Below are 16,940 nucleotides of genomic sequence, written 5' to 3' on the forward strand. Positions count from 1 at the left end.
GATCGGCGACGTCAGGGTCCTCCTGCGCCGAGAGCAACGAGAAGCTCGTCCAGTTGCTCGAACTGCTCGGGCATCCCGCCCTCCGCCCCGGAATTGGCGTCGAACGCTTCCTTCGAGGGATAGAGTTCGTGCAGCACCAGCAGCGTCTTGCCGCCTTTTTCCTCGAAGGTCACCGTGGTGATGGCAGCGTCATCACTTTCCTCATTCGTCCACACCAGGCGAGCGTTCGGTATCACTTCGAGATACTTGCCGAAGAATTCCATGGCGCTCGAGGCATCGTGGCCAAACGCAACACGGTAGCCACCTCCGACGCGAACATCCATATCGCAGGAAAGCATGGGCACGCCCATCGACTTCGGCGCCCACCACCGCATGAACAGCTCGGGCGTGGTCCACGCCGCAAACACGATATGTGCCGGGCCGTTGAAGGTTCTGACAACGACGAGCTCACGCTCGGACGTCCGTTCCACCGTCGTGGGGTTCTTCATGGGGGTAGGCTTACTCTCCATCGTCCTTCTCCTTCCGTTTCAGTTCCTCGATAACCTTGTCCAATTCGTCGAAGCGTGCGTCCCAGAGCTGGCGGTAACTCTCGATCCATGCCGCCTCTTCCTCCAGCCGGCGCAAGCCGAGCCTGCAGGTCCTCACGCGCCCGACCTTCTGCGTGGTGACGAGCCCCGCCTGTTCCAGCACGCCGACATGCTTCTTCATGCCCGTCAGCGTCATCTGGAACTTCTCGGCAAGGTCCGTGATCGACGCGTCGGCACGTCCGAGCTGCTCCAGAACGCCGCGTCGTGTGGCGTCCGAGAGCGCAGCAAACGAGGCATCGAGGCGGGCTTTCGAATACTGAACCATTTGGTTCAGTGTATAGCGCAGGGACGATCGGCGCGCAAGGGGACCGGGCGATCTTGCCTGATCGAGCGCCTCTGCCTTTCGCCAATTATGGTTGCCCCCGATCTCATATGAGAACAATATACCCGCGCGATGCGAGATCGCCCCTCGGCCTAAGCCGACCGTGGCGACGACAGTCGATGTGTTTCACTTAATCCAAGCATGGAATTTCTCGCGGCTGTGTCGGCTTTCGCGATCGTAACCTGGAACTCCGGCCCAAGAGGGTCGCGGGAGGAGAACCCGTTATGAAAATCGTACTTATCGGAGGCACCGGCCTCATCGGATCGAAGACCGCAGCGCGCCTGCGCGACAAGGGCCACGAGGTGCTGGCCGCATCCCCGAAAACCGGGGTCAACACCATCACCGGGGAAGGACTGGCGAGCGCGCTCGCCGGCGCCGACGTGGTCGTCGATCTCGCAAACGCGCCGTCCTGGGAAGACCAGGCAGTCCTGGACTTCTTCGAGACATCGGGCCGCAATCTGCTCGCCGCAGAACGCGACGCCGGCGTGAAACACCATATCGCGCTCTCCATCGTCGGATCGGAACGGCTGCCGGAGAACGGCTATTTCCGGGCCAAGCTGGCCCAGGAGAGGCTCGTCAAGGGATCGCCGATCCCGTACACGATCATCCATTCGACCCAGTTCATGGAGTTCCTGAAGGGCATCGCCGATGAAGCGACCGTCGGGACTGTTGCCCGGCTCTCTCCTGCGGCGTTCCAACCCATAGCGTCAGACGACGTTGCCGACATCGTGGCGGATGTTGCCCTTGCAAGGCCGATCAATGGGATGATCGAAATTGCAGGTCCGGAGCGCTTCCGCATGAATGAGATCATCGGCCGTTACCTGAAGGCAATCAATGATCCGCGGACAGTCGAGGCGGATGTTCACGCGCGCTATTTCGGCGCCGAGCTGGATGATCGCTCGCTCGTGCCCGGCGAGGGTGCCAGGCTCGGCAAAATCGGCTTTGCAGATTGGTTCCGCCGGTCCCAATAGCCGAGATAGCTTGAGGCCCCCGGCAACCGAGCAACGCGATCTTTCAATGGCTTGCGGGCTCGAAACGCATTTTCGCACGGCAACGAAGAGGGTTACGACAATGAATTTTGCCCTATCCGCATTGCTGGTGTCAGCCAGCATCTGTCTCTCCGGCACTTTGGCTGTCGCCGCCGAGGACACCGCAAAAGTAACATCGCTCATGAGCAAGGACCTTCCGGACTATCCGGGCAAGGAGGGGCTCATGATCTCGGTCGATTACGGGCCGGGAGGCTCCTCGCCGGTTCACAAGCATGAGGCGGACGCGTTCGTCTACGTTCTTGAGGGCTCGATCGTGATGCAGGTCAAAGGAGGAAAGGAAGTCACCTTGTCTCCAGGCGAGACGTTCTACGAGGGCCCTTCCGACATTCACCTGATCAGCCGTAACGCGAGCAAGACGAAACCGGCGAAGTTCATCGTCGTGCTGGTCAAGAAAAAGGGCGCTCCGGTGGTGATGCCGGTAAAATGACCACCCAGCCCCAAGCGCCGATGATGAACCGGTATGCTTGTTTCGAATTTTGCGGTGCCGGCCGAACCAGTGCCGGCATCGTCCCAGCTTTTGATCGTTGCGATCGAGGTTAGGGGCGAAAACACGGAGGGGATCGATGAAAGTAACGGTCATGGGAGCGAGCGGGCGCATCGGAACGCGCCTCGTTGAAAGCCTCCGACAGGCGGGAGCCGAAGTCGTCCTGGCATCCCCTACTTTCGGAGTGAACAGCGTGACGAGGGAAGGCCTGAGGACCTCGCTCACGGGAGCGGACGCCGTCATCGACGTCACGAACGCGGCATCCTTCGGAGACAATTCCGCATTGGAGTTCTTCAGGACCTCCACGCGAAATCTGCTGGCCGCCTCCGCAGATGCAGGGGTCGGCCACTATCTCGCCCTGTCGATCGTCGGGACCCCTCGCCTTGTCGAGAGTGACTACTTCCGCGCAAAGATGGTGCAGGAGAACCTGATCAAGGCGGCCCGGCGCCCCTATACGCTTATCCACTCGACACAATTCTTCGAGTTCATCAGCGGCGTGATCGACATGGCGGCAGGTGATGACGGTATCCGGCTTCCTTCCGCCTCCGTGCGGCCGATAGCTGCCGATGACGTCGCGGAGGTGCTCACCCGGTTGGCGTTGGAACCTCCGGTGAACGATACGGTGGAAATAGCGGGACCGGAGCAGTTCGCCCTCGATGAGATCGCCCGCATGCTTGTGGCAGCCAACGAAGACATGCGCCCGGTAATCACCGACGAGACCGCGCGCTACTATGGCGTCGAACTGAACGACGACACATTGCTGCCGCTTCACCTCGCCCATGTCGGTCCTGTCAGGTTCGAAGACTGGCTGAACCAGTCCATGGCCAGTTAGGGGCAATTCCGGCCCGAGGCTGACAGCGCTTTTGTGTTTTCATGGCAGTCATGGCAATACGGATGCGACCAAGGAAACCTCGCTCTTGTCAGATCCATAGATGAAGCGCCTGCCCCGTATCCCCCCAGCCGTCTTGTTCGACATGGACGGGGTGATTTTTGACACCGAAACTCTGTATCGCGATGCGACGATAGCGGCTGCTCGACACGCCGGTTTTCAATTGCCTCAATCCGTCTATCTTGAAACAATTGGTTTACCCGCTCCCGCTGTTCGCGAACTTTTGCTGGCGCAATTCGGAAAGGACGCTCCTTTAGAGGATTTTTGGAGGCATGCTTCGGAGCTGTTTGAACAGATGGCTCAAACGGATTTGCGAACAAAGCCAGGCTTGCCGGAAATTCTCTCTCTCTCTCTCTCTCTCTCTCTCTCTCTCCTCGAAACAGAAGAGATACCTTCAGCCATTGTCACCCCTTCAAATCGGGCTCTTGTAGAGGCGCACCTCTCCGCAGCCGGCCTGCAAGGTCGCTTCAAAAGCATTGTTGCGTATGGCGACTACATCGCGGGAAAACCACACCCCGCCCCGTATCTGCTGGCCGCTGAGCGGCTAGGCTTGCCCATTGGTGATTGCGTTGCACTTGAGGACTCCCGCAACGGGGTTCTTTCTGCGTCGAGTGCGGGAGCCATGACCATCATGGTGCCGGACCTCGTTCAGCCTGGTCGAGATATTTCCGGCCTGTGCGAATGCATAGTGGCCGATCTTCATGTTGTACGGGAATTGATCTCGAACAGTTTGATTGACCTCGTCGGCTGGGCCGCAGACTCATAAGCGCGGAGCCAAAGCCGCATTGAGGCGAGCTGAACCACAGCGCGGCGCGCTGTCGGATATGCATATCTCGCCTTGCACGCAGCCCAATGCTATCGTTACTGTCATAGGAAACGGAGCAAGACAATCATGGATTTGGCAATTCCCAGCGCAACCAATCTCAGCCTGTTCGTCAGCGCCACGCTCGTGCTGCTTCTCGTACCTGGACCCGCAGTCCTTTACATCTTCGCGCGCTCGGTCGAGCAGGGCCGTTCTGCCGGCCTCGTTTCCATCCTTGGCATCCACACGGCCACACTTGTTCATGTCGTCGCCGCCGCTGTGGGGTTGTCGGCTCTCCTGGCATCGTCTGCGCTCGCCTTCAGCGTCGTGAAATATGCCGGCGCGGCCTACCTGATTTGGCTTGGCCTCAAGAAGCTCTTCGGCCCGTCGGGCATTCCCGACGTCGAGGGAGGTTTACCGACGCGCAGCCGTATGCGCATCTTTCGTGAGGGCTTTGTAGTCAACCTCCTCAATCCGAAGACAGCGCTGTTCTTTCTGGCTTTCCTGCCGCAGTTCGTTGAGGTCGACCGTGGCCATGTGGCAATGCAGGTCGCTTTTCTCGGGATTCTCTACACGGCGATCGGCGTTCTGACGGATAGCTCCTATGCCCTTGCTGCCGGCACCGCCGGCAACTGGCTAAAGCGCAGTCCCGTCTATCTCAAGGCTGAACGCTGGGTTAGTGGCTTCGTCTACATCGGCCTTGGCTTGACGGCCGCTTTTGCGGGCAATCAGAAAAAATAGCCCGTCTGGCTTCCCTTGAAAGTCGCTGGCGGCGGCCAGACCGCGATGTCATCAGGTGATCAGCCTGCGTTCGTTGCTGCCGGTGGCCGTCCGTAGGCGCTCAGGATGGCCCCGATGAGACCGGGGAAACGGCTATCCACCTCCTGGCAGCGCGAATGGTTGCGCATCTCCACGCCTTGACGCTCGCCCCGGATAAGCCCGGCCTCGCGCAGCACTTTCATATGCTGCGACAGCGATGATTTGGGGATGATTCGGCCCCCGAGATTGGAAAGCGCAGTGCATGTGCCGCTGGAGCCGAGGCCTGCGATTTGCGCGAAGATCGCCACACGCTCCGGATCGGAGAGCGCGTAGAGGATCGCTTCCGGCTTCAAATCCTCGACGGCTGGATGAAAAAGCGGTCTCATGAATTTTATATAGGGCTACTTGAAATCGAGATCAACAGTTCCGAATTTCTGAACTATGGAACAATGCCGTCAACCCCGGCGGCAATCCAGGTCGAAAGGAATTGATATGTCTAAGCTTGCTGGAAAAGTCGCCGTCGTGACAGGGGCCTCCAAGGGGATCGGCGCTGCGATTGCCAAGGCGTTCGCCGCTGAAGGTGCAAAGGTGGTGGTGAACTACGCGTCGAGCAAGGCGGGTGCAGACGCTGTCGTCGAGACGATCACTGCCGCCGGCGGCAAGGCCGTCGCGGTACAGGGCGATGTTTCCAAGGCGGCACAGGCGCAAGGGTTGATCGACGCCGCAGTCAGGGAATACGGCCGTCTGGACGTGCTGGTCAATAATTCCGGCGTCTACGAATTCGGGGCGATCGAAGAGATCACCGAGGAACACTATCACCGCCAGTTCAACGTGAACGTTCTGGGCCTGCTGCTGACCACCCAGGCCGCCGTCAAACACATTGGCGAGGGTGGCAGCGTCATCAACATCTCGTCCGTGGTAACGAGCCTCACTCCCCCCGCCTCGGCCGTCTATACCGGCACCAAGGGAGCCGTGGACGCCATCACCGGCGTGCTCGCCAAGGAGCTTGGCCCGCGCAAGATCCGCGTCAACGCCATCCTCCCCGGCATCGTCGAGACCGAAGGTACGCACACCGCAGGCGTCATGGGATCGGATTTCGAGCACAACGCGGTGGCACAGACCCCGCTCGCGCGCATCGGCCAGCCCAACGATATCGCCACGGTCGCGACCTTCCTCGCTTCTGACGATGCCGGTTGGCTGACTGGCGAACGACTGGTCGCCGCCGGCGGTTTCCGCTGATTGACGATTGATGCTGCTGCGTGCTCTTTCAGGGAGCACGCAGCCTGCCCCGGTTGCCGGTGCATGCGCTGGCTTGCGAGGCGGGATCAGTCCGGAAACTCTTCCCAGACTTCGGCATAGGTCTTGAAGCCGATGCGCTCGTAAGTGGCTTTGGCTTTAGGATGATCCCAGGTGTCGGTGTGGAGCCACACGCGATCAGGCCGATGAGCCCATATCGCCCTGAGGGACCAATCCAACAGATAGGGTCCGAGACGACGGCCCTGGACCTCGGGAACGAGGCCAAAATGCTTCAGCTCCACATCCCTTTTGCCCACGCCTGCGAATTCGCAGAGCCCGACCGATTGTCCGTCGTGCCGCAAAATGTAGAGCGCTGTGGAACGGCTGCGCAGAAACGCCAGAAGCCCTTCCCTTGTCATCCGGAGACGCTCGTCCCATTGCAGGGGCATCCCTATGGATTGATAGAGGCTGAGATAGTCGTCCGCATCAGGACGCTCCTCCGCGATGCCGGCGGCCGCAAGCGGAGACGACAATGCACCGCCCTGCGGGGGCGCAAGCTGTTCCATATATGTGACGAGAAGACGGACCATGGATGCGGGGACTCAACAACTGCCGATCGATAGCAGACCCGGTTCATGAAATCGACGTCTCACATGGCCTGCGGAGAAGAAGCGTGAGCGGTGTCGCAATCACATCGCTATGTACGATCGTCCATTGCAAGGATCGAATTGACCCTCCATAGTTGCGTTTAGTGCGAAGATGGATAGTGATGCTTCGACAAACTTACGATCGAAAGATTCAGCTCTCCGCTTCCTTGCCATATGAAAATGATTTGGGAGAGACGGATGACGGAAGCCGAACGCGTCGATCAACTATTCGAGGCCTGGAACAATCAAGATTCGCCCGGCTGCGCGGTCGCGGTCATACGCGATGGGGATGTTGTCTATAAGCGCGGCTTCGGCATGGCCAATCTGGCTTATGGCATCGCGATCGGGCCGTCCACTGTCTTCCATTCGGCATCCGTCTCCAAACAGTTCACGGCATTTGCAATCCTGCTGCTGTCATCAGAAGGAAAATTGTCGCTCGATGATGCCGTGCGGAAATACGTGCCCGACCTACCTGATTTCGGCGCGCCGATCACGCTACGACATCTGCTCCACCATACCAGCGGCATCCGCGATCATTGGGAATTGCTGGCCCTTGCAGGCTGGCGTTACTCCAAGGACCTGATCACCGACGACGACATCCTCGCCGTCGTCTCCCGCCAGCAAGATCTGAATTTCCAGCCAGGCGACGAACATCTCTATTGCAACACGGGTTATGCCTTGCTGGCACAAGTCGTGAAGGCGGTCAGCGGCCAGTCCCTGCGTGCCTTTACCTCGGCCCGGATTTTCGAACCCCTCGGCATGCGCAATACGTTCTTTCGCGACAACTATGCCGAGGTCGTCAGGAATGTCGCCGACGGTTATGTGAAGACAGAGTTCGGGGTGGAGATCTCGAACACCAATTTCGACACTGTGGGCGCGACCAGCCTGCTGACGACAGTCGAAGATCTCGCGCTTTGGGACGAAAATTTCTACCATGCGCGCGTGGGAGGGCCGGATGTCATCGCAGAGATGCTCAAACGCGGCCGGCTGAACGATGGCAGTGAAATCGGCTATGCCTCGGGCCTCGGCATCGGTACCTATCGCGGCATAACGATCGTCGAACATACCGGCGGTGATGCCGGCTTCCGCTCCGATATCATCCGTTTTCCCGAGCAGCATTTCTCCGTGGCGATCCTCGCGAATTTCGGGTCGATCGTACCCAGCGATCTCGTTCGACAGATCGCCGATATCTATCTCGCGGATGTGTTGCAGCCGGTATCAACGCCTGTGCCGAACCCGTTTCCGCAACCCGACGCGAATGCATTGGAACTGCTGACCGGCTATTACGCCGAGGCGCGGCTAGGCGGCGGGGTCGCCCGCCTCGCGGAGCATGATGGAAAGTTGCTGGGCGGCTATGACATCGAGTATGACGGCTATGCCCTTGAAGCAGTCGATGATCGTCGCTTCCGTTTCAGCGATTTCCCCAACAGTGAGATCGAGTTGGAGCAAGAGAAAGGTGAGCCGGCGACCGAACTGACGTCCTATTTCGACGGCAAGCGCGGATATCAATACCGGCGATTGCCGGCATATACGCCTTCGCCAACAGAGCTTGCCGATTTGGCCGGCTCCTATCGTCCGGTCGAAAACGACATGCCCTACGAGGTGAACGTCACGGAGGCGGGTCTGATGTTCAAATCAGTGAAGTCCCGAGAAATCACACTGACAGCCGTCGCTCCGGACCATTTTCTCGGTGATGGCGACCGGTTCACCTTCACCCGCGACGGAGACGGCCGGGTGAACGGCCTGCTGATGAACAGCGGTCGCATCCGCAATTTCCGCTTCGACCGGCTTTGATCTGCTCGCTCGTGACATACAACGTAAGCAGGGGAAATTCGTTGCCGCCGCCGCGGGCCCGGCATTGTGGAAGAACCATCTCGATCAATACATGGATAGTGTTAGGTATGCCGTCATCCCAGTCTTCAAAGGCTAATCTATCGAGACTGAGGGACATCGGGTGGTCGCTTTGGGACCCCATAGGATTGATGCCCGAAGGATGGAGCTGGCGTGACGATAATGTAACCGGCTTCGAAGATGAATATGATAGTTATCTGAAAAACGCTGCGGCACAGCTTCGCGAAGGAGTGCCGGAAGCCGAAGTCGTGAATTACTTGGCAAATGTTGAAATCGACCGCATGAGCCTTGGAGAAAGGCCCGACACGCTAGTCAGGGCGAAAGCAGTTGTTCAAGCGATCTTAGCGGACCACCTCATCTCGACATCAACCGAACCGTAAGACAAGCTCTAAAGCTGATGTCCACCGCTGGCGCCTAGTTGCCATGCCGCGTATGTACGTAACCCCGACGGCAACAAATTGCAGCCGGTTTGCTACGGATCGGAGTGAAACCCAGACACGGCATACCGGAGTTTCCACACGGCCTGCCTGACTTCCATGACCATCGCAAGACCCGTTCCCCGACCTTGCCATGTCGCGCCAGCATGTCGGCTATTATCCCAACCGTCCGGCAGCCCGGAGCGCCAGGAGGATGGACGACACGTGAAGCGCTTGGCCGATCAAGCCGGCCTGCAGCCCATCCAGCACCTCCGCAATGGGAAGGGCATGAACGGTCAGGCCCTCCTCGCCCGCATCGAGGCGTTGCTGATATTTTTGCTCGGCGCCGGTTGCGAGATAGGTGTGAAGACGGTTCGTGTGAGAGGCCGGATTCGGGTAAAGCGTGCTGATCAATTGCCAGTTCTGGGCAATGTAGCCGGTTTCCTCCTCCAGTTCGCGACGGGCTGCCTTTTCACTATCCGCGTCCCGCTCGTCGAGGCCACCTCCCGGTATTTCCAGGAAGAACTTGCCGGCCGCATGTCGATATTGGCGAACCAGCAAAAGGCGATCATCAGGGGTGATCGCAACGATATTGATCCAGTCGGGATAGGACATCACGTAATAGGGAGAGATCGTCACTCCACCTGAAGTCAGGCAATCGTCGGCCCGCAAATTCAGCCACCGATCCTGCAGGATCGTCCTGGATTCAACCACCTTCCAGCCATCGTCCATTCGAAAATTCTCCCGTTTCGAACTCTCCGATCCCGAAGACTAGTTCAATGCGCGCCCGTCGGCCATGGCACATGCCTTGCGAAATTCATTGCAGTTTTCGAATGGCCTGTGGGAGTTTGCGTCAGCGGAAATCGGGCGCGAATCCAGATGGCGACAGCTCTCACCAGGCTTGAGAAATATTTCATCCCCTCCGGAGAGCCAGATGCCCGACTGGAAATTGTTGCGGCCAGGCCCCGGCACGAAGGACCATATCCGACCATCGTCTTCAACCATGGCTCCACCGGGCGCGGCCACAACAAGTCCTTCTATACGAGAACCGCGAGCCCGGCTGTCGTGGCAAACCATTTCGTCGAACGGGGCTGGATGATCCTCTTTCCGCAACGCCGGGGTAGAGGCAAATCAGGCGGAGACTATGGCGAGGGACTTGCTCCTGATGGTTCCGGCTATTCCTGCAATGTCGAGATTGCGATTGCGGGCTTCGAGCGGGCCGTTGAGGATGTGGATGCTGTCGTGCGCCATCTGCGCGAGCGGTCGGATGTGGATCAGAGCCGACTTGTCATCGCGGGCGTCTCGCGCGGCGGCATCCTGTCGATCGCATATGCAGGCATGCGCCCGGCTATCTTCCAAGGCGCTGTCAATTTCAACGGTGGCTGGCTTGGCAGAGGTTGCGCCAACCATGAAATCGTCAACCCGGCCATCTTCGAACGCGGAGCAGCAGCCGGGATTTCGACGCTCTGGCTGCACGGCACGCATGACCAGTACTATCGGATTGAGCACTGCCGGGGAAATTTCGAAAGGTTCCGCTCGGCGGGCGGACAGGGGAAGTTCATTGCGGCGGCCGCGGGCCATGCCCTGATGTACAAGCCGGCATTGTGGTCGAACCATCTCGATCACTACCTGGATAGTTTGTAACCGCTGTTCTTAGGCCGCCAAGCAGGGATGTAGCTCCTCCCTTTGTTGACGCGCTGTACCAAAGGCGCAAAGCGATACTCAGCGGCGATCGGGGGGAGCCAGGCCAGGATGGTGCTGACCTTGACCCAGTGATCGAGGTGTACTCCTCGACGTAGTCCTCTCCGATTCAAGGATTATGCAGAAGCGCGCAGCCCTATTGCTGCTGCTGCGCCGGCGGCGGGGTGCCGATCTTTTCCAGAACCTTCTTGGCGAGAGCCGGGTCGCTCTGTGCTGCCGTCAGAATCGACGAGTATTCCTCGACAGAGATGCCGTTAGAGGCTTCGACGGTGTCGACCATCTGCTTTTTGGCTTCTTCCTGCAGCTTTTGCTTCGCAGCCTCGTCCTTCGTCGCGCCGATTTTGGCCGAATATTCCTGCCTGACCTTGTCGACCTGCTGATAGGCAACGGCAAAGGCCTCGATTTTCTGATCGCTGACAGGGGCGGCTGCACCATTGTCTCCGGTCTGCCCCTGCATCGGCGCCTGGCCCTGCGCCGGCGGCTGCTGTTGCGCCTGGGCCAGGTCCACGGCGGATGCCGGGCTGAGAGCAAGCAGGCTGAAGACCGCAGCGGTCATCGTTGCGACGGGTGTGTAACGAGTGATCATAGTCATTCCTTTTCACGTGCATGATTTGATCGGCAGCAGGACCGCCTCGGTCGATCGCTCAGCCGCTTGAGGCTGGCGAGGTCGCAACGATGGACCGTTAAGAGGGCACGGTGCGGCGGTGGCGGGGCAATTTGCTGACGATTGAGCGGCAGCTTTGTGACCATCGACATGCCGGCCCGGCGCGGATAAATCCGGTGCTAGTTGACGAGGCTGGCGTTCTTGGAGGTCTCCCGCCGGGAAGTAGCATCCGGAGGTGGATCTCAGACTTGGCTGAGCCAAGGCCTCCACCATGACATCGGATCAGCCTGCAAGCGTCAGCCAATCGCCGATCGTTGTCCCGTGATGCCGTGTGGAACGCGCAGCCGGAACAGCCGGGCGCTCGGTTGCCACGGTTCTTCGGATTTCACGTGGGCTCAATCCGAATTCGTGGCTGAAAGCGCGCGTAAAATTGGCAGCGACGGCGAAACCGGCGGCCTCCGCGATCTCGGAGATTGGCCTGTTATCGGCCGGGTTGCTGAGATCCGCATAGGCCTGCAGCAGTCGCCGCTTGCGGATATAATTCAGCACTCCCCCGCTCGCTTCGAACAGCTGGTAGAGCCGCGTGCGCGAGATGCCCAGGGCGCGGCAGATGGAGTCGGGCGTCACATTGTCTGATTGCAGGTTGAGGTGAATGTAGCGATGCGCCCGCTCCATCATTCCCATACTGCCTTGGACTTGACCCATATCCGACCTTATGGATGAGGCAGCACTTGCAACGACCATGTCGGCGATTGTTTGTATGATCCGCGGCACCTCCCCAGCCGTCAGGTTGCCCAGCTTCGTTTCCAGACCGGCGATATAGCTGACGAGCAATTCAGCCAGGCTACCGGACAGAAGCGTATTGTTGGCACCCTGGAGAAGGCTTGCATCCACGGCCAGCAATTCATAGGGCAGGAAGACAAGCACGGCGACGCAATCGGTCATCCGCCCGCGATAGGGATAGCTGAGAGATCTGAAAAATACCTCGCCGGCACCGGTTTCCGTAACGTGACGGCTGACCTCGGTCCAGATCCGGCCGCTGCGAAGCAGGCCGACGTTCCAATGGTCTATCGGGCTCGAACGGAGCATGGATTGATCGCGAATATAGCTATGCGCCTGTGTGTGCTGCTGGACGATGAGCACGCTGCCGAGATGCCAGCCGATCTGTTCGGCAAGAAACCCGTCGTCGGGTGATTTTCCATCCGGCAGATGGACATCCACGAGCGGCGCCATATGCGCACGCCAGGCCTGGAACTGGTCTTTCGCCGGCAAATCCCTCGTCGAGAAACGCAGGGGCACCAGCGCAGGCGCGACATCCTGAAGTCGCTCCTTCTCCGTGGCCGGCTCGCGCGGCCAGCGCCGCCGCTCCAGATGGGCCGGCCATGCCTGCCCCGCAGCGGGGTCATCTCCAGATCCAGAACCCGTAGCCATCCAATCCCTCCAGCGTGCCAATCGATCCGACCGGGCCGTTGAAATTGAGAGTGAACAATCGTTTTTGCGGCAAAATCGCCGCCAGAAACCGCCCCAGCCGGGAATCGGCAAGCAGCCACCTCCATAAGTTGTTTATCATAATCCCTTTGGATCAGAAATGTACGCAACGATAATTTTCAGGACGCGCGGATAACGACAATTGCGTCCCATGGCTGTATTTAAATAAGCACGGTTAATTCCCGAATGAGAACGGAATAGACCAGAATACTTCACCTGCCAGCGCCCCATAGAGACGGAGCAATTCCAGGTGAAACGACAAGAACTCAAGAAAAAACACGAGAGTACGAGAAGGTAGTCGTGAACTACCCGGGAAATATTCGTGCGCTTTCTGCATAAGCTTCGGCCCATTGCAGAGACTCTTCGTCACACAACCTGCAGCCGCCAAAAAGAATACTTATAACCGGCTACGGAGGCTTCCTTGATCACTCAACTGGGGGAGGATTGAGGCGATCGTTAGCAAGGCCAAGTGGGACGAAGCGAGGGGTTGCGCGCAAATTCAGGCGCCATTGAGTCGATGCGTATGAGCCTGATGCTGACGCGCAACCCCATTCTATCGAACCTGGAGAATTCTGATGCGAACTGCCCTCTCATGGGCAAACGGAGGCTAAGATGATCACGACGGAAGACCAGAACCACATCGAATTGAAACAGACTTCGAACTGCAGAAGGGACGTCGAAATCGCAATGATGGGAATGCTCACCAATCTGCAGAAACACGGATGGTCAGCAGCGGAATTGGCACTGGCGCTTGCGGATGCCTCCGAAGAGCTCGTCATGCTGATCGCCAGCAAAACGGTGAGATCGAATTAGGCTGTCGTGACGAATTCGTCATGTCAGACAGATCTAACGGCGAGTTTGTCGTATCGCGTTGCGATACGACGCCGCTGTTTGAGCTTGGCAAAGAAGCTCTCGTCGCGCCATCGCCCCAGCTTTCGCTACGGCACCTCTATCGCGATTACCGCGAAATCAGCCCTTCATCATGAGCTCGCGCCCGATCCGTTTGGTGGGCTCGCTGCGTAAAACGATCGCAGTGTTGACCGAGCCGTAGCGGGCAACGGCATCGACGATGCTTTCCAGCTCCGCCGGCGACGGCACGATGACTTTCAGGTGAAAACAGTCTTCTCCCGTCAGCCTGAGAACCTCAATGACTTCAGGCATTTCCGAAAATTGCTTCAAGCAAGTCTTGATATATTCGTGCGTGGTGCGCAGGCGGATGATCGCCATCATTCCAAGCCCGACCGAAGCAGGATCGATGACAGCCCTGTAGCCGCTGATGATGCCGCGTTCTTCAAGCCGCTTCAGGCGTTCCGACGCTGCCGGCTGCGAGAGGCCTACTCTTCTCCCAAGTTCGGAAACGCTGATGCGCCCGTCGCCCTGCAAGGTTTCGATCATGGCAATGTCGGTTGGATCGAGCTCGGAACGACTATCGAAATGTCTCACCATTGACTTTGAATCCATCGGTTTGCGGCGAACTTCTCCGATGAATGCCAATTTATCCTCTCTGAGTAAACGGTCATGTTGGCGCGATAATCACGAGAGGCCAGACATGACCGAAATCATCCATCTGCCGGGCATCGGCAATTCCGGCGAGTTCCATTGGCAAAGCCGTTGGGAGAGCGCCGATCCCTCCATCCGCCGTTTCGCCCCTTCGAACTGGGACGAGCCGGATCTTTCCGACTGGATCGCGGCGCTGGAGCAGGCCGTGCGTGCCGCGCGAACGCCGCCCGTTCTCGTGGCTCATAGCCTAGCCTGCCTGCTCGTCGCACATTGGCATGAAGTTTCCGATCTGGCGATCAAAGGGGCGATGCTGGTCGCCGTGCCGGATCTGGCATCTCCGGCCTTTCCCGCACAGGCGGCAAGCTTCGCAGAGGTACCCCGGAAGCGCTTTCGATTTCCTTCCCTCATCGTGGCAAGCACCGATGATCCCTATGGTTCGCTGCCCTATGTCGAGACACGGGCTGGGCAATGGGGAAGCGCGTTGGAGGTGATCGGTGCGGCTGGCCACATCAATGGCCAAAGCGAACTCGGCGATTGGCCGGAAGGCCTGGCGCTCCTGAGAAACTTCGCAAGCCGCTTGTAGCCCGCCTCGCCTCCACCGAGGACTGACGTGATGACGCCCGCCACCAACCCACGGCAACCGTCACGGTATGAGCAATATGCTGCCGGCCGACCGCCCCGACTCCATCTCCTCATGCGCTTTCGCAACCTCCGCCAAGCCGTATTCCGCAGCGATCTCGCAGACGATGCCCCGCTCCATCGCGGCGATCGCCGCCTCTGCGGCATCGCGGTATCGGCCGACATCGGCGCACCAGGCCATGATGCTCGGATGCGAGAGCGACTTGCCGGGCCGAAGTTCTTCCACGGCAATGGGCGGGATGGGGCCGGCGGCCTGGCCGATGGTGATGGCGGTTCCGAAGGGGCGCACGGCGCGGATGCTCTTCAACAGCATGTCGCCGCCGATCCCGTCATAGGCGACATCGACGCCGTTTCCGCTCGTCAGCCGCTTCACCTCGGCGACGATATCGGCCCCTCGCCCGATGATCAGGTGATCGGCGCCATAGGAGGTGGCAAGGGCCGCCTTTTCGGGCGAACTGACCGTGCCGATGACGGTGGCTTCGAGCGATTTCGCCCAGCGCACGAGAATGCTGCCGAGCCCGCCGGCGGCGGCGTGGATCAGCACGGTGCTGCCCTGCCCGACATTGGTGACTTTCCTCAGGAGCATATAGGCCGTCATGCCCTTGAGCAGCGAGCTTGCGGCCACCTTGGCCGATACCGCATCGGGAAGCGCAATCACCCTTTCGGCCGCGATGATGCGGGTCGAGGCATAGGCGCCGGCCGGCGGCCCGCCATAGGCGACGCGGTCACCCGGTTTGAAACCAGAGACATCGGCGCCGATCTCTTCGACCCCGCCTGCGGCCTCCACGCCGATGACGGCGGGATAGGAGGGCAGCGCGTAGAGCCCCTTGCGGTGATAGATATCGAGGAAATTGGTACCGACCGCTTGATGGCGGATCTTGATCTCGCCGGGACCGGCGGACTCTGACGGCTGATCCTGCAGCCGGAACTGGGTGACATCGCCGGGGGCGTCAAGCAGGACGATCTGGTCGGGCATCGGTCGTTTTCCTCTTAGGAGCAACTTGATGCAAGCAAACTAGCCGATAGCATTATGTGTGAAAATTCCCTATTGTCGCACAATGATTGGGAAAGAATTCACACAATTAGACTGGGACGACCTGAGGCATTTCCTGGCGCTGGCGCAGGCAGGAACCCTTCTCGGCGCAGCAAGACAGATCGGCGTGGAGCACGCGACGATCAGCCGCCGCGTCACAGCCCTTGAGAAAGGCCTCGGCCGCAAGCTCGTCGACCGCCGCGGGCGCCGCATCATCCTGACCGCGGATGGCGAGCAGATTGCCAGGCACGCCGCCCTCGTCGCCCAGCAGATGGCGGCCATCGAACAGCTCGGCCGGGCGAGCGCCACGGAGACGCGCGGCCATGTAAGGATCAGCGCCCCGCCAGCGCTCTCGAGCGTGCTTCTCGCAAAGCCCGTCGCCGCCCTCAGGCAAGCGCATCCGGGTGTGGAGATCACGCTTGTGGGCGAAAAGCGCCTCGCCTCGCTGAACCGCCGCGAGGCCGATATCGCGGTGCGCATGTCGCGGCCGGAAGATGGCGATTATGCTATCACCAAGCTCGGCGACATGGCCTTCCACCTCTATGCATCGAAGGCCTATCTCGAAACCGTGCCGGAGGCGCAATGGACCTTCATCGGCTATGACGAGGGCATGAATGCCTCGCCGCAGCAATTGCGCCTCTTCGAACTCGCCGCCGGCCGGCCGATCGCGATCCGTTCAACGGTTCTGGAGTTTCAGGCCGCCGCCGCAAGGCTTGGCGGCGGTGTCGTCCTGCTGCCGGATTTCGCGGTTTCGGGCACGGATGGTTTGCAGCGGATCGAGGATGAATATCCTCTGACGCGGGAGGTGTGGCTGGTGGTCCACGCGGAGATCAAGGATGTGCCGGCCGTCCGGGTAGTCATGGAGGCGCTGAAGAGCGCCTTTTGAGATGCGGCGGGCGGATGCAGGCCTCTCCAACTCTCAATCGAGCGGCA

21 protein-coding genes are annotated in these 16,940 nt (G+C 59.5%); 12 read left to right on the forward strand and 9 right to left on the reverse strand.

From position 1 onward, the window contains the following. Positions 1–11: 11 nt before the first annotated feature. Positions 12–509: an SRPBCC family protein gene (locus tag AB8B33_RS11125; protein ID WP_439015407.1), complete on the reverse strand. Its 498-nt coding sequence runs from the start codon at positions 507–509 to the stop codon at positions 12–14. Next, positions 499–852 carry an ArsR/SmtB family transcription factor gene (locus tag AB8B33_RS11130; RefSeq protein ID WP_439015408.1) on the reverse strand — a complete coding sequence of 118 codons (354 nt, stop codon included), beginning with the start codon at positions 850–852 and terminating at the stop codon, positions 499–501. The genes AB8B33_RS11125 and AB8B33_RS11130 overlap by 11 nt, the downstream gene beginning before the upstream one ends. Positions 853–1,133: 281 nt before the next feature. Here AB8B33_RS11130 and AB8B33_RS11135 point away from each other — a divergent pair, with 281 nt between their 5' ends. The 5 genes from AB8B33_RS11135 to AB8B33_RS11155 all read left to right on the forward strand — a co-directional run bounded on the left by AB8B33_RS11135 (position 1,134) and on the right by AB8B33_RS11155 (position 4,874). Next, complete coding sequence (locus tag AB8B33_RS11135) at positions 1,134–1,880, forward strand: SDR family oxidoreductase (protein ID WP_439015409.1); 747 nt, start codon at positions 1,134–1,136, stop codon at positions 1,878–1,880. A 100-nt stretch (positions 1,881–1,980) separates the two neighbouring features. Continuing rightward, the gene (locus tag AB8B33_RS11140) at positions 1,981–2,385 is read left to right on the forward strand and encodes a cupin domain-containing protein (protein WP_439015410.1); all 405 of its coding nucleotides are present in this window, start codon (positions 1,981–1,983) and stop codon (positions 2,383–2,385) included. A gap of 136 nt (positions 2,386–2,521) precedes the next feature. Continuing rightward, complete coding sequence (locus AB8B33_RS11145; RefSeq protein ID WP_439015411.1) at positions 2,522–3,274, forward strand: SDR family oxidoreductase; 753 nt, start codon at positions 2,522–2,524, stop codon at positions 3,272–3,274. A gap of 100 nt (positions 3,275–3,374) precedes the next feature. Beyond that, complete coding sequence (locus AB8B33_RS11150) at positions 3,375–4,097, forward strand: HAD family hydrolase (protein WP_439015412.1); 723 nt, start codon at positions 3,375–3,377, stop codon at positions 4,095–4,097. A 126-nt stretch (positions 4,098–4,223) separates the two neighbouring features. Next, positions 4,224–4,874, forward strand: coding sequence for a LysE family translocator (locus AB8B33_RS11155; protein ID WP_439015413.1), 651 nt, complete (start codon positions 4,224–4,226; stop codon positions 4,872–4,874). Positions 4,875–4,933: 59 nt separating this feature from the next. On the opposite strand, the gene AB8B33_RS11160 is transcribed toward AB8B33_RS11155, so the two are convergent. Beyond that, on the reverse strand, positions 4,934–5,278 hold the full coding sequence (locus AB8B33_RS11160; protein WP_439015414.1) for an ArsR/SmtB family transcription factor: 345 nt from the start codon (positions 5,276–5,278) through the stop codon (positions 4,934–4,936). Between the two features lie 106 nt (positions 5,279–5,384). On the opposite strand from AB8B33_RS11160, the gene AB8B33_RS11165 reads away from it, so the two are divergent. Beyond that, on the forward strand, positions 5,385–6,131 hold the full coding sequence (locus tag AB8B33_RS11165; protein ID WP_439015415.1) for a glucose 1-dehydrogenase: 747 nt from the start codon (positions 5,385–5,387) through the stop codon (positions 6,129–6,131). An 86-nt stretch (positions 6,132–6,217) separates the two neighbouring features. Here the strand turns inward: AB8B33_RS11165 and AB8B33_RS11170 are convergent, their stop codons facing one another. After that, positions 6,218–6,694, reverse strand: coding sequence for a GNAT family N-acetyltransferase (locus AB8B33_RS11170; RefSeq protein WP_439015416.1), 477 nt, complete (start codon positions 6,692–6,694; stop codon positions 6,218–6,220). 279 nt (positions 6,695–6,973) lie between these two features. Between AB8B33_RS11170 and AB8B33_RS11175 the strand changes: the two genes are divergently transcribed. Next, a complete protein-coding gene (locus tag AB8B33_RS11175; protein ID WP_439015417.1) occupies positions 6,974–8,569 on the forward strand; it encodes a serine hydrolase domain-containing protein in 1,596 nt (531 codons plus the stop codon). Between the two features lie 188 nt (positions 8,570–8,757). Next, positions 8,758–9,006, forward strand: coding sequence for a hypothetical protein (locus AB8B33_RS11180; protein ID WP_439015418.1), 249 nt, complete (start codon positions 8,758–8,760; stop codon positions 9,004–9,006). Between the two features lie 213 nt (positions 9,007–9,219). Here AB8B33_RS11180 and AB8B33_RS11185 read toward each other — a convergent pair whose 3' ends face one another. After that, a complete protein-coding gene (locus tag AB8B33_RS11185; protein WP_439015419.1) occupies positions 9,220–9,774 on the reverse strand; it encodes an NUDIX hydrolase in 555 nt (184 codons plus the stop codon). Positions 9,775–9,921: 147 nt separating this feature from the next. Here AB8B33_RS11185 and AB8B33_RS11190 point away from each other — a divergent pair, with 147 nt between their 5' ends. Then, positions 9,922–10,686, forward strand: a complete 765-nt coding sequence (locus tag AB8B33_RS11190) for an alpha/beta hydrolase family protein (protein WP_439015420.1) — start codon at positions 9,922–9,924, stop codon at positions 10,684–10,686. Positions 10,687–10,879: 193 nt separating this feature from the next. Here AB8B33_RS11190 and AB8B33_RS11195 read toward each other — a convergent pair whose 3' ends face one another. Beyond that, complete coding sequence (locus AB8B33_RS11195) at positions 10,880–11,329, reverse strand: DUF4168 domain-containing protein (protein WP_310388537.1); 450 nt, start codon at positions 11,327–11,329, stop codon at positions 10,880–10,882. 300 nt (positions 11,330–11,629) lie between these two features. Beyond that, positions 11,630–12,778, reverse strand: a complete 1,149-nt coding sequence (locus AB8B33_RS11200; RefSeq protein WP_439015421.1) for a helix-turn-helix domain-containing protein — start codon at positions 12,776–12,778, stop codon at positions 11,630–11,632. Positions 12,779–13,447: 669 nt separating this feature from the next. Here AB8B33_RS11200 and AB8B33_RS11205 point away from each other — a divergent pair. After that, positions 13,448–13,648, forward strand: coding sequence for a hypothetical protein (locus AB8B33_RS11205; RefSeq protein WP_113323520.1), 201 nt, complete (start codon positions 13,448–13,450; stop codon positions 13,646–13,648). A 156-nt stretch (positions 13,649–13,804) separates the two neighbouring features. On the opposite strand, the gene AB8B33_RS11210 is transcribed toward AB8B33_RS11205, so the two are convergent. Further along, positions 13,805–14,281 (reverse strand): Lrp/AsnC family transcriptional regulator, encoded by a 477-nt coding sequence (locus tag AB8B33_RS11210; protein ID WP_439015422.1) that lies wholly within the window; start codon positions 14,279–14,281, stop codon positions 13,805–13,807. 103 nt (positions 14,282–14,384) lie between these two features. On the opposite strand from AB8B33_RS11210, the gene AB8B33_RS11215 reads away from it, so the two are divergent. Further along, the gene (locus AB8B33_RS11215) at positions 14,385–14,918 is read left to right on the forward strand and encodes an RBBP9/YdeN family alpha/beta hydrolase (RefSeq protein ID WP_439015423.1); all 534 of its coding nucleotides are present in this window, start codon (positions 14,385–14,387) and stop codon (positions 14,916–14,918) included. Positions 14,919–14,978: 60 nt separating this feature from the next. Here AB8B33_RS11215 and AB8B33_RS11220 read toward each other — a convergent pair whose 3' ends face one another. Then, positions 14,979–15,950, reverse strand: coding sequence for a quinone oxidoreductase family protein (locus AB8B33_RS11220; protein ID WP_439015424.1), 972 nt, complete (start codon positions 15,948–15,950; stop codon positions 14,979–14,981). 82 nt (positions 15,951–16,032) lie between these two features. Here AB8B33_RS11220 and AB8B33_RS11225 point away from each other — a divergent pair, with 82 nt between their 5' ends. Beyond that, positions 16,033–16,893, forward strand: a complete 861-nt coding sequence (locus tag AB8B33_RS11225) for a LysR family transcriptional regulator (protein ID WP_439015425.1) — start codon at positions 16,033–16,035, stop codon at positions 16,891–16,893. Positions 16,894–16,940: the final 47 nt, after the last annotated feature.

The organism is Rhizobium sp. 768_B6_N1_8, from assembly GCF_051811225.1.
In the GTDB taxonomy this organism is placed as follows: Bacteria; Pseudomonadota; Alphaproteobacteria; order Rhizobiales; family Rhizobiaceae; genus Rhizobium.

Bases quoted from the DNA above. Each gene is read 5' to 3' on its own strand.
- AB8B33_RS11175 (WP_439015417.1), top strand. From the start codon at position 6,974: ATGACGGAAGCCGAACGCGTCGATCAACTATTCGAGGCCTGGAACAAT.
- AB8B33_RS11140 (WP_439015410.1), top strand. From the start codon at position 1,981: ATGAATTTTGCCCTATCCGCATTGCTGGTGTCAGCCAGCATCTGTCTC.
- AB8B33_RS11165 (WP_439015415.1), top strand. From the start codon at position 5,385: ATGTCTAAGCTTGCTGGAAAAGTCGCCGTCGTGACAGGGGCCTCCAAG.
- AB8B33_RS11195 (WP_310388537.1), bottom strand. From the start codon at position 11,329: ATGATCACTCGTTACACACCCGTCGCAACGATGACCGCTGCGGTCTTC.
- AB8B33_RS11180 (WP_439015418.1), top strand. From the start codon at position 8,758: ATGCCCGAAGGATGGAGCTGGCGTGACGATAATGTAACCGGCTTCGAA.
- AB8B33_RS11130 (WP_439015408.1), bottom strand. From the start codon at position 852: ATGGTTCAGTATTCGAAAGCCCGCCTCGATGCCTCGTTTGCTGCGCTC.
- AB8B33_RS11200 (WP_439015421.1), bottom strand. From the start codon at position 12,778: ATGGCTACGGGTTCTGGATCTGGAGATGACCCCGCTGCGGGGCAGGCA.
- AB8B33_RS11155 (WP_439015413.1), top strand. From the start codon at position 4,224: ATGGATTTGGCAATTCCCAGCGCAACCAATCTCAGCCTGTTCGTCAGC.
- AB8B33_RS11145 (WP_439015411.1), top strand. From the start codon at position 2,522: ATGAAAGTAACGGTCATGGGAGCGAGCGGGCGCATCGGAACGCGCCTC.
- AB8B33_RS11225 (WP_439015425.1), top strand. From the start codon at position 16,033: ATGATTGGGAAAGAATTCACACAATTAGACTGGGACGACCTGAGGCAT.
- AB8B33_RS11135 (WP_439015409.1), top strand. From the start codon at position 1,134: ATGAAAATCGTACTTATCGGAGGCACCGGCCTCATCGGATCGAAGACC.
- AB8B33_RS11205 (WP_113323520.1), top strand. From the start codon at position 13,448: ATGATCACGACGGAAGACCAGAACCACATCGAATTGAAACAGACTTCG.
- AB8B33_RS11125 (WP_439015407.1), bottom strand. From the start codon at position 509: ATGGAGAGTAAGCCTACCCCCATGAAGAACCCCACGACGGTGGAACGG.
- AB8B33_RS11210 (WP_439015422.1), bottom strand. From the start codon at position 14,281: ATGGTGAGACATTTCGATAGTCGTTCCGAGCTCGATCCAACCGACATT.
- AB8B33_RS11215 (WP_439015423.1), top strand. From the start codon at position 14,385: ATGACCGAAATCATCCATCTGCCGGGCATCGGCAATTCCGGCGAGTTC.
- AB8B33_RS11185 (WP_439015419.1), bottom strand. From the start codon at position 9,774: ATGGACGATGGCTGGAAGGTGGTTGAATCCAGGACGATCCTGCAGGAT.
- AB8B33_RS11220 (WP_439015424.1), bottom strand. From the start codon at position 15,950: ATGCCCGACCAGATCGTCCTGCTTGACGCCCCCGGCGATGTCACCCAG.
- AB8B33_RS11170 (WP_439015416.1), bottom strand. From the start codon at position 6,694: ATGGAACAGCTTGCGCCCCCGCAGGGCGGTGCATTGTCGTCTCCGCTT.
- AB8B33_RS11160 (WP_439015414.1), bottom strand. From the start codon at position 5,278: ATGAGACCGCTTTTTCATCCAGCCGTCGAGGATTTGAAGCCGGAAGCG.
- AB8B33_RS11150 (WP_439015412.1), top strand. From the start codon at position 3,375: ATGAAGCGCCTGCCCCGTATCCCCCCAGCCGTCTTGTTCGACATGGAC.
- AB8B33_RS11190 (WP_439015420.1), top strand. From the start codon at position 9,922: ATGGCGACAGCTCTCACCAGGCTTGAGAAATATTTCATCCCCTCCGGA.